Annotated in this window: 11 protein-coding genes; 5 read left to right on the top strand and 6 right to left on the bottom strand. The window is 73.1% G+C overall.

The window, feature by feature from the left end; all coding sequences use genetic code 11:
* Positions 1-62: 62 nt before the first annotated feature.
* Together C6W10_RS25560 and C6W10_RS25565 are read left to right on the top strand one after the other, a co-directional pair.
* Complete coding sequence (locus C6W10_RS25560) at positions 63-1,112, top strand: LacI family DNA-binding transcriptional regulator (protein WP_107261162.1); 1,050 nt, start codon at positions 63-65, stop codon at positions 1,110-1,112.
* Positions 1,113-1,179: 67 nt separating this feature from the next.
* Positions 1,180-2,637 carry a pyridoxal-dependent decarboxylase gene (locus C6W10_RS25565; protein WP_234361425.1) on the top strand — a complete coding sequence of 486 codons (1,458 nt, stop codon included), beginning with the start codon at positions 1,180-1,182 and terminating at the stop codon, positions 2,635-2,637.
* Between the two features lie 60 nt (positions 2,638-2,697).
* On the opposite strand, the gene C6W10_RS25570 is transcribed toward C6W10_RS25565, so the two are convergent.
* The 6 genes from C6W10_RS25570 to pyk form a co-directional block, all read right to left on the bottom strand.
* Complete coding sequence (locus tag C6W10_RS25570; RefSeq protein WP_107261164.1) at positions 2,698-3,615, bottom strand: MerR family transcriptional regulator; 918 nt, start codon at positions 3,613-3,615, stop codon at positions 2,698-2,700.
* A 248-nt stretch (positions 3,616-3,863) separates the two neighbouring features.
* A complete protein-coding gene (locus C6W10_RS25575; RefSeq protein ID WP_199853744.1) occupies positions 3,864-4,700 on the bottom strand; it encodes an ABC transporter permease in 837 nt (278 codons plus the stop codon).
* The gene (locus C6W10_RS25580) at positions 4,697-5,680 is read right to left on the bottom strand and encodes an ABC transporter ATP-binding protein (protein WP_234361426.1); all 984 of its coding nucleotides are present in this window, start codon (positions 5,678-5,680) and stop codon (positions 4,697-4,699) included. Before C6W10_RS25580 ends, C6W10_RS25575 begins: the two co-directional genes overlap by 4 nt.
* A gap of 228 nt (positions 5,681-5,908) precedes the next feature.
* Positions 5,909-6,454, bottom strand: a complete 546-nt coding sequence (locus tag C6W10_RS25585; RefSeq protein ID WP_107261168.1) for an Rrf2 family transcriptional regulator — start codon at positions 6,452-6,454, stop codon at positions 5,909-5,911.
* A gap of 23 nt (positions 6,455-6,477) precedes the next feature.
* Positions 6,478-7,371 carry an acyl-CoA thioesterase gene (locus C6W10_RS25590; protein ID WP_369930591.1) on the bottom strand — a complete coding sequence of 298 codons (894 nt, stop codon included), beginning with the start codon at positions 7,369-7,371 and terminating at the stop codon, positions 6,478-6,480.
* Entirely contained in the window at positions 7,368-8,819 is a 1,452-nt protein-coding gene (pyk, locus tag C6W10_RS25595) for a pyruvate kinase (protein WP_107261170.1), read from the bottom strand. The genes C6W10_RS25590 and pyk overlap by 4 nt, the downstream gene beginning before the upstream one ends.
* Before the next feature lie 604 nt (positions 8,820-9,423).
* On the opposite strand from pyk, the gene C6W10_RS25600 reads away from it, so the two are divergent.
* From C6W10_RS25600 to lepB, 3 genes are all read left to right on the top strand, one after another.
* Entirely contained in the window at positions 9,424-9,723 is a 300-nt protein-coding gene (locus tag C6W10_RS25600) for a hypothetical protein (RefSeq protein ID WP_107261171.1), read from the top strand.
* Positions 9,723-11,447 (top strand): amidase, encoded by a 1,725-nt coding sequence (locus tag C6W10_RS25605; protein WP_199853745.1) that lies wholly within the window; start codon positions 9,723-9,725, stop codon positions 11,445-11,447. Before C6W10_RS25600 ends, C6W10_RS25605 begins: the two co-directional genes overlap by 1 nt.
* A gap of 107 nt (positions 11,448-11,554) precedes the next feature.
* Entirely contained in the window at positions 11,555-12,097 is a 543-nt protein-coding gene (gene lepB, locus C6W10_RS25610; protein WP_107261175.1) for a signal peptidase I, read from the top strand.
* Positions 12,098-12,106 lie beyond the last annotated feature (9 nt).

The raw sequence follows: 12,106 nt of genomic DNA on the forward strand, positions 1-12,106 counted from the left end.
CTCCCACCGCCCCGCGACCGGCGCCCCCGCAGTCCGCCGAGGGCCCCGCCAAGCGGGCCGACATGGTGACCATCGCCGACGTGGCCCGGCACGCCGGGGTCGCGGTCAGCACCGTCTCCTACGTGCTCAGCGGCAAGCGCGCCATCTCGGCGTCGACCCGGGAGCGGGTACTCGCCAGCGTGCGCGGCCTCGGCTACCACCCGAACGCCGGGGCCCGGGCGCTGGCCAGCAGGCGGGCCAACGTGATCGCCCTGGTGCTGCCGCTGCGCTCCGGCATGCACCTGCCGGTACTCATGCAGTTCGCCACCGCCGTGGTGACCACGGCCCGGCAGTTCGACCACGACGTGCTGCTGATGACCGCCGACGAGGGACCGGCCGGGCTGCGCCGGATCGCCGCCAGCGCGATGGTCGACGGCATCGTGCTGATGGACGTGGAGATGCACGACCCCCGGGTGCCGCTGCTGCGCGACCTGGAACGACCCAGCGTGCTGATCGGCTTTCCGGCCGACTCCTCCGGGCTCACCTGCGTCGACCTGGACTTCTACCGGGCCGGCCAGGCCTGCGTCGAGCATCTGGCCGGGCTCGGGCACCGCTCGATCGCGCTGCTCGGCGCCCCGGCGGTGGTCTACGACCGGGACACCGGTTTCGCCCACCGCACCCGGGCCGGTTTCGCCGAGACGGCACAGCGGCACGGGATCGCGGCGGTCGCCCAGCCCTGCGAGGAGAACTTCGACGCGGTCGCGCAGGAGCTGGCCGGGCTGCTGGAGCGCCAGCCGGAGCTGTCGGCGCTGGTGGTGCACAACGAGGCGGCGGTCGGCCAGGTGCTCGCCGCGCTGCCGTCGCTCGGCCGGCGGGTGCCGGAGGACATCTCGGTGGTGGCGATCTGCCCGGACGAGGTCGCCGAACGGGCCAGCCCGGCGCTCACCTCGGTGCTGATCCCGGCCGAGGAGGTCGGCCGGCAGGCGGTGTCGCTGCTGATGCGCAAGCTGGAGGAGGAGCCGGTCCCGGAGGGCACCCTGCTGCCACCCCGGCTCACCGTCCGGGCCAGCACGGCGGCCGCGCCGCCGCCGGTCCAGGCCGGGCGGGTACGCACCGGCTCGCCGGCCGGCTGAGCGCGGGCCGGCTTCCCCGGCGTACGGCTTCTTGATCGGCAACGGTCGGGCTGGTCGACTCGGGGGCATGGCCAACCACATGACCCCGGACGAGTTCCGCCGGCACGGGCACCAGGTCGTCGACTGGATCGCCGACTACTGGTCCACCCTGGACCGGCGGCCGGTCACCTCCGCCGACCCGCCCGGCACGGTCGCCGCCCGGCTGCCGACCGGCCCGCCCGAGCGGGGTGAGCCGTTCGACCGGCTCCTCGCCGACCTGGACACGGTGATCACGCCCGGTCTCACCCACTGGCAGCATCCCCGGTTCTTCGGCTACTTCCCGGCGAACACCTCGGGGCCGAGCGTGCTCGGCGACCTGGTCGGCGCCGGCCTCGGGGTGCAGGGCATGCTCTGGTCGACCGGTCCGGCCTGCACCGAGGTCGAGACGGTGGTGCTGGACTGGCTGGCGGAACTGCTCGACCTGCCGGCCCGGTTCCGGTCCACCGGCTCCGGCGGCGGGGTGATCCAGGACTCGGCCTCCTCGGCCATCCTGATCGCCGTACTCGCCGCGCTGCACCGGGCCGGCGGCGGGCGGTGGCGGGGGCACGGGGTGCGGCGGGCGTACCGGGTATACACCTCCACCCAGGGACATTCGGCGATCGAGAAGGCGGTCCGGATCGCCGGACTCGGCGACGCGGGGCTGCGTACGGTCGCGGTCGATCCGCAGACCCTGGCGATGGACCCGGCGGCGCTGCGTACGGCGATCGAGGCGGACCGGGCCGCCGGGCTGGTCCCGGCGGCGGTGGTGGCGACGATCGGCACCACCTCCACCAACGCGGTCGACCCGATCCCGGCGATCGGCGAGCTGTGCCGGGAGTACGGCCTCTGGCTGCACGTCGACGCCGCGTACGCCGGTGCCGCGGCGGTCTGCCCGGAACTGCGCCACACCCACGCCGGGCTGCAGCACGCCGACTCGTACTGCTTCGACCCGCACAAGTGGCTGCTCACCGGCTTCGACTGCGACGCGTTCTGGGTTGCGGACCGGGCGGAGCTGGTCGAGGCGCTGACCGTGCTGCCGGAGTACCTGCGCAACGCGGCGACCGACTCCGGCGAGGTGCTCGACTACCGCGACTGGCAGGTGCCGCTCGGGCGGCGGTTCCGGGCCCTGAAACTCTGGTTCGTGCTGCGCTGGTACGGCGCCGAGGGGCTGCGGGCGCACATCCGGGAGACGATCGGGCTGGCCGGCTGGTTCGCCGAGCAGGTCCGGGCCGACCGGCGGTTCGAACTGGTCGCGCCGGGCCCGTTCGCGCTGGTCTGCTTCCGGCTGCGGTCGACCGGTGACGCTGCCGCCGACGACGAGGCCAACGCCGAACTGCTGGCCCGGGTGAACGCGACCGGCCGGGCGTACCTGACGCACACCCGGGTGGCGGGGCGTTACACGCTGCGGCTGGTGCCCGGTTCGCCGTACACCCGGCAGGAGCACGTGGCGCAGACCTGGCGGCTGATGGGCGAGACCGCGGCGGCGCTGCCGGATCGGCGGAACTGAGCTGGGCCGGGCGGCGGTCGGTGAGCGGACCGACCACCGCCCGGCGGGCGCTGCTCCAGGTCAGGCGGAGGCGCGCAGCGCGGCGATGAACCACTCGAACATCGGCACCCGGGGCGGGAACGGCGGCCGGTCGTTGAGCACGCCCAGCAGCTCCCAGTACCGCTCGACCCGGCGGTCGGTGAAGGTCGCCACCTCGTCGGCGACCCGGACCCGCTCCCGCGCCGGAAGTTCCGGGTCCACGATCCGGTCCAGGACCGCCCGGCCCTGCGCCGAGTCCGGGGCGATCCCCTCCGCCAGCGCCTGACCGGCCTGCTCGATCACCACCGTCGGGTCGTACGGCGGCGGCCCGGTCGGGGCGCCGCCCGGCTGCCCGCCGGCCACCGCCATCTGCCGGGTCCGCTGCGCGAACTCCGGGTCGCTGACGAGTTCGGCGAGTTCGAGCCAGGCGTCCACCTGCTCCGGGGTGGGGTCGTCGGGCAGCTCGGCGGGCATCTGCCGCATCGCCTCGGCGATCCTCGCCCCGGGCTCCTGCGGGTCGATGCCGGCGAAGGTACGGTCCACGAATTCGTCGATCATCCGCTGCCGCTCCTGCGCGGAAAGTCGGGCCAGCCTGTTCATCACGCTCATCTCCTCGGTCGTACTGTTCCGTCGCGCGATCGACCGCAGCACGGCCCGACGCACCTGGAGCGTGCGGATCTCCGCGTCCAGGGCGCGCACGTGCGCCCGGGCCACGTCGGCCACCGTGCTCTGCCGGGCCAGGACCCGCTGCACCGTGCCGAGGTCGAGCCCGAGTTCCCGCAGCGTCCGGACCAGTTCCAGCCGGGCCACCGCCTCGGTGTCGTAGAGGCGATAACCACCCGCGGACCGGCCGGTCGGCGGGATGACGTCGATGTCCGACCAGAAGCGGATGGTCCGGACCGGCAGGCCGGTACGTCGGGCGAGCTGCCCGATCGTGAACAGCTCGGTACGGTCGTTCACGGGAAGAGCATCAACCTTCCAGTCGCTGGAGACTCAAATCCAATATCCCGCACCGGGCCGCCCGGCGGCGGCTGGCGGTCGGTGTCGGGGCGTCAGGACCGCTACGGGCTGCGGGAGAATCACCACCTCGCAGGCAGGCGGCACGCGCGTCAGCTCCGTGGGCGCGGCGCGCGGGCCGGGCTTCCGCCCGACCCGCGCCCGGTCCAGGTTCACGTCCCCGAGGCCGGGTGACGCGATCGCCGTCCCGATCATCCGTGCCGGGGCTCCCACCGGAAGTACCGGCCCGCGATGAGCAGCGACACCAGCAGCCAGACCAGCAGTACCCCGAAGGAGGGCAGCGTCTCGACGAAGGTGCCGGCGAAGCTCAGGGTCTGGCCCTCGTCGGTGCGGCCGAGCCAGCCGACGCGCATGACCTCGGTGAACGGGCCGTTGGGCAGGAACCAGAGCATCCGCTCCAGCGCCTCCGGCAACGCGCCGAGCGGCAGCAGCGCACCCGGCGTGGCCAGGAAGATCACCACGGTCGGCAGGGTGGTGAGCATGGCCGCCTCGGAGCTGCGGGTGATCGCGGAGAGCGCGGCCGAGAACGCCGCCATGATCGAACAGCCGAAGAGCAGCGCCACCACCATGACAACGGGGTTCCTGGGCATCGGCAGGTCCAGGACCAGGACCGCGTAGGCGGCAAGCACGACGAACTGGGCGAGGAAGATCGCCACGGTACTGCTGGCCGTGCCGAAGAGGATCGTGCGGTCCGAGGCGAGCCCGGCGCGCAGCCGCTTGAGCACCAGTTCCTGGCGGCGTGCGGCGTAGACGGTGGTCAGATGGTGGTGCACCAGGAAGACCATGACCAGGGTGGTGACGCTGACGACCCGGCGCACCCCGGGCACCGGCTGGCCGCCGTACTCGCTGACCAGCAGCAGGGCGATCATCAGCGGGGTCACCACGGACATCGCGGTGGAGGTCCAGCTACGGCGTAGCGCCAGCAGCTCCATCTTGAGCATCGCGGCCATCTGCCAGAACGGCCTGCTCGCGCGGTCGCCCGAGGTGGCGTCGGGGATGGGGCTCGGCGTCGTCATCGTCCCGCTCATCGGGCGGCCTCCGATTCCGCGTACCGGTCGGTCGGGTCGTGGTCGGCGGCGATGTCCAGGAAGACATCCTCCAGGGTGGCGGGTCGGGCCGACAGGGAGGTCAGCCGGATGTTGCCCGCGCTGGCCCATTCGAGCAGCCGGGTGAGGTCGGTCTGGAGCTGGCGGGACTCGTAGCTGACCCGGTCGCCCTCGACCAGGCGGGCGGCGTGCGGCAGGTCGGGCAGCGCGTCCGTGGCCGGCGGCCGGAAGCTGATCCGGGCGGGCAGGGTTCGCACGACGTCCTCCGGTGCCCCGGTGGCGACGATGCTGCCACGCCGCATGATCGCCACCCGGTCGGCGAGGACCTCCGCCTCCTCCAGGTAGTGGGTGGTGAGCAGGATGGTGGTACCGCCCCTCTGGAGTTCCCGGACGACGTCCCAGGTACGGCGGCGGGAGGCCGGGTCCATGCCGGCGGTGGGCTCGTCGAGGAAGAGCACCTCCGGGCGGCCGAGCACGGCCAGCGCCAGCTCCAGCCGTCGGCCCTCGCCGCCGGAGAGCTGCTCGACCGCGACGTTCCTCCGGCCGCCGAGGTCCACCAGGTCCAGCACCTCCGCGGTGGTCTGCGGCCGGACGGTGAGGGACCGCCAGATCTCCACCGTCTCTCGGACGGTGAGCGCCCCGGTGAATCCGCCGTGCTGGAGCATCACCCCCGTCCGGGGGCGCAGCGCGTACCGGTCCTGGACCGGATCCAGCCCGAGCACCCGGACCCGGCCGGCGGTGGCCGGTTGCAGCCCCTCCAGCACCTCGATGGTGGTGGTCTTCCCGGCACCGTTGGTGCCCAGCAGCGCGAACAGCTCGCCCCGGCGGATCCGCAGGGAGATGCCGCGCACCGCCTCGAACTCCCGGTAGCTGCGGCGCAGCCCGTTCACTTCGATCACGACGTCATCCATGCTGACCAGGTTGTCGTCGGCGGGCGACAGTTCCCACCCCCGTCGCGTCATGTCCCGACCGTGTCGTTCGCATGCCCGACCCGTGTGTTTCCCACGGCAGGGGCATGCCGGTTCACGGCCAGACGACTCAGGCCCAGAGGCGAGTCGGGTGCCGGCTGCTCAAGCCCGGGCGGCTCAGGTCCAGGCGACTCAGGTCCAGGCGAGTCGGGCCCAGGCGAGTCGGGCCCAGGCGAGTCAGGCCCTGGCGGCTCAGGCCCGGGCGGCTCGGGTGCAGGCGGCTCAGGTCCAGGCGGCCGGGTCGGCGGCGAGGTCCCGGACCCGGTCCGGCAGCTTGCCGTTCGCCACGTCGGCGATGGTGACCAGCTCCAGGATCTCCCGCTCGCTGGCCCGCAGCGCGATCCAGACCTCCTGGAGGGCCCGCGCCGCGCCGGAGTAGCCCAGGTCCTCCGGGCGCTGCCCCCGGATGTTGGCCAGCGGGCCGTCGATCACCCGGATGATCTCGGCCAGCGAGATCTCCGTCGCCGGGCGGGCCAGCCAGTAGCCGCCCTCGGGGCCGCGCTGGGCGTGCACGATGCCGCCCCGGCGCATCTGCAACAGGATGCTCTCCAGGAACTTCGGCGGGATGTCCTGGGCCCGGGCGATCTGCTCGGCGGTCAGCGGCACCGGCCGCCGGTGCGCCCCGGTCGCGGCGCCGTCACCGGCCGGGCCGGCGGAGCGGAGCCGGCCCCCGCCGGCCGGCCGCGGATCCGCCCCGCCCGCCTCCGCGCGTGCGGCGATTTCGGCAACCGCGCGCAGCGCGTAGTCGACCCGGGCGGAGAGACGCATGCCGGAAAGGTTATCCGGCCCGGTCAGGCGCCGACCCGGCGGAGCAGGCCTTCCTGCACCGCACTGGCGATCTGCCGGCCGTCGACGGTGAACATCCGGCCGGTGGCGAGCCCCCGCCCACCCGAGGCGGAGGGGCTCCAGCAGTCGTAGAGGAACCACTCGTCGGCCCGGAACCGGCGGTGGAACCAGAGCGCGTGGTCCAGACTGGCCCCGACCAGGCCGCCCGGCCCCCACACCTCGCCGTGCACCGAGAGGACCGAGTCGAGCAGGGTCAGGTCGGAGGCGAAGGTGAGCGCGCAGGCATGCAGCAGCGGGTCGTCGGGGAGCTTGCCGTCGATCCGCATCCAGACCCGCTGGTGCGGGTCGGCGGGCCGGTCACCGGGGCGTACCCAGCCGGGCTCGCCGACGTACCGGACGTCGATCGGGCGCGGGATCATCGCCCAGATGCCCAGCCGTTCCGGATAGCGGGCCAGCCGGTCGGACATGGTCGGCAGCTCCTCCGGCGGCGGCACGTCGACCGGGACCGGGGCGTGGTGGTCGAGCCCCTCCTCCTCGCGGTGGAAGGAGGCGGACATGAAGAAGATCGTCTTGCCGTGCTGGAGCGCGACGGAACGGCGTACCGAGAAGGAGCGGCCGTCCCGGATCTTCTCCACCTGGTATTCGATCGGCTCGGCCGGGTCGCCGGGCCGGACGAAGTAGCCGTGCAGGGAGTGCACGAACCGGGTGGGCTCGACCGTCCGGCCGGCCGCGACCAGGGCCTGGCCGGCGACCTGGCCGCCGTAGACCCGCTGCGGGCCGACCGGGGGACTCATCCCCCGGAAGGTCATCTCGTCGAGCTGGCGGAGGTCGAGCACGTCCAGGAGCTGGTCGACCGCCGCCTGCCCGACGACCACCTCGCCGGGACTGTCCGGGCTCACTGCCCGGTCCGAGCCACCGCCGCCGGGTCGACCAGCGAACCGAGCTGGTGCACCCGCAGCGTGTTGGTGGAGCCGGGGGTGCCGGACGGGGTACCGGCGACGATCACCACGTAGTCGCCGGGGTTGGCGTGGCTGAGCCCGATCAGCGCCTGGTCGACCTGCCGGAACATGTCGTCGGTGTGCTGCACGAACGGCATCAGGAAGGTCTGCACGCCCCAGGAGAGGGCGAGCAGGTCGCGGACCTCGGGTACCGGGGTGAAGGCGAGCAGCGGCAGGTCGCAGTGCAGCCGGGAGAGCCGCCGTACGGTGTCACCGGTCTGCGAGAACGCGACCAGCGCCTTGGCGCCGATCGCCTTGGCGATCTGCGAGGCGGCGACGGTGAGGGCCCCGCCGTGGGTACGCGGGTCGTGCTGGAGCCGGGGCACGCCGATCGACCCGGACTCGGTGGTGGTGACGATCTTGGCCATCGTGCTGACCGTGAGTACCGGGTATTTTCCGACGCTGGTCTCGCCGGAGAGCATCACCGCGTCCGCGCCGTCCAGCACCGCGTTGGCGACGTCGGACGCCTCGGCGCGGGTCGGCCGGGAATTCTCGATCATGGAGTCGAGCATCTGGGTGGCCACGATGACCGGCTTGGCGTTCTCCCGGCAGAGCTGCACGGCCCGCTTCTGCACCAGCGGCACCTGGTCGAGCGGCAGCTCGACACCGAGGTCGCCACGGGCCACCATGATGCCGTCGAAGGCGTTGACGATCGCCTCCAGGTGGGTCACCGCCTCGGGCTTCTCCACCTTCGCCATCACCGGCCGGTGCACCCCGACCTCGTGCATGATGTTGTGCGCCAGCTTGATGTCGTCGGGCGAGCGGACGAAGGACATCGCCACCATGTCGACCCCGAGCCCGAGCGCGAAGCGCAGGTCCTCGCTGTCCTTGTCCGACATCGCCGGCACGCTGACCGCGACGTTGGGCAGCGAGACGCCCTTGTTGTTGGAGACGGCGCCACCCTCGGTGACCAGTACCCGGATGTCGTTGCCCTGCACGTCGCTGACCTCGACGGCGACCCGGCCGTCGTCGATCAGCAGCCGGTCACCCGGCCGCACCTCGGCCGGCAGCTTCTCGTAGGTGCAGGAGACCCGGTCCCGGGTGCCCAGGACGACGTCCCCGGTGATCACCACGGAGTCGCCGGTCCGCCACTCGTGCGGGCCGTCGGCGAACCGGCCGAGCCGGATCTTGGGGCCCTGGAGGTCGGCGAGGACCGCGACGGCCCGACCGGTGGTCCGGGCGGCCTCGCGGACCAGGTGGTAGACCTGCTCGTGGTCGGCATGGCTGCCGTGGCTGAAGTTGAGCCGGGCTACGTCCATGCCCGCCTCGACGAGCCCGCGGATGCGCTCCGGTGAGGAGGTCGCGGGACCAAGGGTGCAGACGATCTTCGCTCGGCGCGTTACGGCCATCAGGCTAGTCTCTCTCTCGGATCGGCCCGCCGGACCCTCGGGATGCCGAAGTCTTGACCAACGTCACGCGGCTGGTGGGTGACCGGCGGGTCGTCACACCGGGACGTCGTTGGCGGGCGTCAGCGACCGCGCGGCGCCGAGCCTACTCCCGCCGCGCCAGCGCCGTGCTCCCGGCCGGCGAAGGTCCGGGTCCGTGCGCGGGCGGCCAGCGGCGCCCGAGCAGAAAGTCTACGCCGCCGGCCGCCAGTTCACCGCGACGTGATCTTGCTGTTATCACCCCGATACCGTCCGGCCGGACAGTCGTGCTCGATGTAGTTGATCAAGATCCGGAACCGCCGGTGGCCCGGCCACCCGGCTCCCGGTCGGAACCGCCGACCGGGACATCCGGTCGGAACCCGCCGACCCGGACACCCCTGGTCGGAACCCGCCGACCGGACACCGCTGGTCGGAACCGCCGACCCGGACACCGCTGGTCGGGACCGCCGACCGGGGAAGCCGGTCGGAACCCCGACCAGGACCGTCGGTCGGAACGCCGACGATCGGTCCCGGACCGCCCGGTCGACGCATCACCGTCCGAGTCGCACCGATCGTCGCGAGGAGCGCCATGGCACCGACCCCGCCCACCGACGCCGAACTCAACACCCTGATCCGGGCCCGACTGGCCAGCCTGGGCATCGACCTCGACCAGCTGCCACCCGGCACCACCGCCGACCCCGAGACCGGATCGCCCGGCCGGGACTCCGTACTCGCCTCGCTCCGCTCCTTCGTCCGGGGCACCGTGGCCGAACTGGCCGCCTACCAGTTGCCGGCCCCGGCCGGTACCGACCCGGCACTGGCCAAGGCGCTCTCCCAGCAGGCGGCCCCGATGCTCTACCCCTCGATCAGCACGGAATGGCGGCGGTGATGACAGTGAGCTTCGAACCGCAGGACCGGGCCGTCGACCGGCGCGCCTTCCTGGCCCGGGCCGCCGCGCTGGCCGCCGCCGGGGCGGTCGGCGGCGCCGTCGCGCTGCCCCAGGTGGCCGGCGCCTTCTCCCCCGGTGCCAGCGGCTCAACCGGTGCCACCTTCTCGCCCGGTGCCACCGGCCCGGCCGGGCACGGCGGCGGCTCCGGTCGGCCGGACCCGGCGCTGGACCGGCCGGAGGCGTACCGGCGACCCCGCCCGGAGGCGCTGGCCGACCCGACCGAGCTGACCATCGCCGAGGCGGCCTGGCTGATCCGGGCCCGCCGGCTGCGCCCGGAAGAACTGGTCGAGGCGTACCTGGCGCCGATCGGGGCGTACGACCGGACGTACCAGGCATTCAATCTGGTACTCGCGGACGCGGCACTGGCCGCCGCCCGGGCCGCCGGCCGACAGCGGCACTCCGGAGCCCTGCACGGCATCCCGTTGGCGATCAAGGACAACTACTACACCGCCGGGGTGCCGACCACCGCCAACTCGTACCTCTTCCAGGACTTCGTGCCGCCGTTCGACGCGACGGCGGTGGCCCGGCTCAAGGCGAGCGGCGCGATCGTGCTCGGCAAGACCCAGATGGGTCCGCTGGCCACCACCCGGGCCACCACCCCGGCCGGGATCGTCACCACGGTCAACGCCTGGACGCCGACCAACCCGGGCACCGACCCGGGCGGCTCGTCGACCGGTACCGCGACGGCGGTCGCCGGCCGGCTCGCCACCGCCGGCACCGGGACCCAGACCGGCGGTTCGATCACCGCGCCGGCCAACGCGCAGAACCTGACCGGGCTCAAACCGACCATGGGCCGGGTCTCGCTGAACGGGATCATCCCGCTCAGCTACACCCGGGACCATCCCGGTCCGCTGGCCAGGGATGCCCGAGACGCCGCGATCATGCTGACCGCGATGGCCGGTGAGGACCCGGCCGACCCGCGCAGCCAGGGCCTGCCGCCGGTGCCCCGACTGATCGAGGCCGCCACCCCGGTGTACGCCGGCAGGCGGGTCAAGCTGCGCTGGAAGACCCGGATCGGGGTACTCCCCAACTACGCAACCGGCACCTCGACGACCGCGCTGGCCAGGCAGGCGTTCCTGGCCGAGCTGGCGAAGATCTCCGGGGTGACCCTGGTCGACGTGACCCTGCCGGAGGAGTGGGACCGGCTCGGCGGCAACACCTTCAACAACATCCGGCTGCCGGAACGCAGCGAGCCGTTCATGCCCTACCTCCGGACCGACCTGCGCGGCTTCGGGGTCTCGGTGACGAGCTGGTTGCAGGGGGCGCTGCTCGGCGGCAACGAGTTCCTCACCGGACAGCGGGCCAAGCTGGTCTTCCTGGAGCGGGTACTGGACCAGCTCTTCGACGCCTGCGACGTGGTGGTGCAGACCGGTCCGGTGCCGTTCGACATCCTCGGCCTGCCGGAGATCGGCTTCCCGATCGGCTTCACCTCGGCCGGGGTGCCGATCGGCACCATCCTCGGCGGCCTCCCGTACGGGGAGGAGCGGCTGCTCTCGGTCGTGGCCGCGTACCAGGAGGTCACCGACTGGCACTGGCGCCGGCCGGCGGATCCGCCGGCCGTGGCGGCGGACGCCCGCTCCGCCCGGGGCACCCTCGCGGCGCCGGAGCCGGACGAGTCCCGGGGCCGGCTCACCGCCGAGCAGGTGGCCGAGCTGACCCAGTAGCCGGCGAGATCGGGTGGAGGGCCTCCGGCACCGGTGCCGGAGGCCCTCCACAGTGGTGGGACGCCGGCCGCCCCCGTCTCGTTGAACGTTCTGGCAAGATCTGCCGGATGAGGAGACCGCTGTCGCTGCTCGTCGTCGCCGTGCTGGCCGGAAGTGCTGCGCTGACCGGGCTCGCCGGTTGCGGGACTGCCACCGCGAGCGGCGAGACCGAGCAGTTCACCCAGGGCGGCGTCAGCATGGAGCCGGCGGTCAGGTCCGGGCAGGTCATCACCGTCCGGAAGGTCGGGGATGGTTACCAGCCACGGCACGGCGACGTCGTCCTGTTCCAACGCGACGGCGGTCGATGGGGCGACGGCACGGCACCGCTGCTCAAGCGGGTCGTGGCGGTCGGCGGCGAAACCATCGCCTGCTGCGACCCCGCCCGGAAGGTGACGATCGACGACAGGCCGCTGGACGAGCCGTACGTGGCCGACGACGCACCACTCGACATGCCGTCGAATCCGCAGGACTGCGGACCGCGCCGGTTCGCCCCGGTCGAGGTGGCGACGGGCAGCGTTTTCGTCATGGGCGACAACCGCGCGAACTCGAACGACTCCCGGTGTGCGGGGCCGATCCCGACCTCGTCGATATCCGCCGTGATGGTCAGCTGACCGCCCTCG

The organism is Plantactinospora sp. BB1 (assembly GCF_003030385.1).
GTDB lineage: Bacteria > Actinomycetota > Actinomycetes > Mycobacteriales > Micromonosporaceae > Plantactinospora.

Bases quoted from the DNA above. Each gene is read 5' to 3' on its own strand.
- C6W10_RS25560 (WP_107261162.1), top strand. From the start codon at position 63: ATGGTGACCATCGCCGACGTGGCCCGGCACGCCGGGGTCGCGGTCAGC.
- C6W10_RS25565 (WP_234361425.1), top strand. From the start codon at position 1,180: ATGGCCAACCACATGACCCCGGACGAGTTCCGCCGGCACGGGCACCAG.
- C6W10_RS25575 (WP_199853744.1), bottom strand. From the start codon at position 4,700: ATGAGCGGGACGATGACGACGCCGAGCCCCATCCCCGACGCCACCTCG.
- C6W10_RS25580 (WP_234361426.1), bottom strand. From the start codon at position 5,680: ATGACGCGACGGGGGTGGGAACTGTCGCCCGCCGACGACAACCTGGTC.
- C6W10_RS25585 (WP_107261168.1), bottom strand. From the start codon at position 6,454: ATGCGTCTCTCCGCCCGGGTCGACTACGCGCTGCGCGCGGTTGCCGAA.
- pyk (WP_107261170.1), bottom strand. From the start codon at position 8,819: ATGGCCGTAACGCGCCGAGCGAAGATCGTCTGCACCCTTGGTCCCGCG.
- C6W10_RS25600 (WP_107261171.1), top strand. From the start codon at position 9,424: ATGGCACCGACCCCGCCCACCGACGCCGAACTCAACACCCTGATCCGG.
- C6W10_RS25605 (WP_199853745.1), top strand. From the start codon at position 9,723: ATGACAGTGAGCTTCGAACCGCAGGACCGGGCCGTCGACCGGCGCGCC.
- lepB (WP_107261175.1), top strand. From the start codon at position 11,555: ATGAGGAGACCGCTGTCGCTGCTCGTCGTCGCCGTGCTGGCCGGAAGT.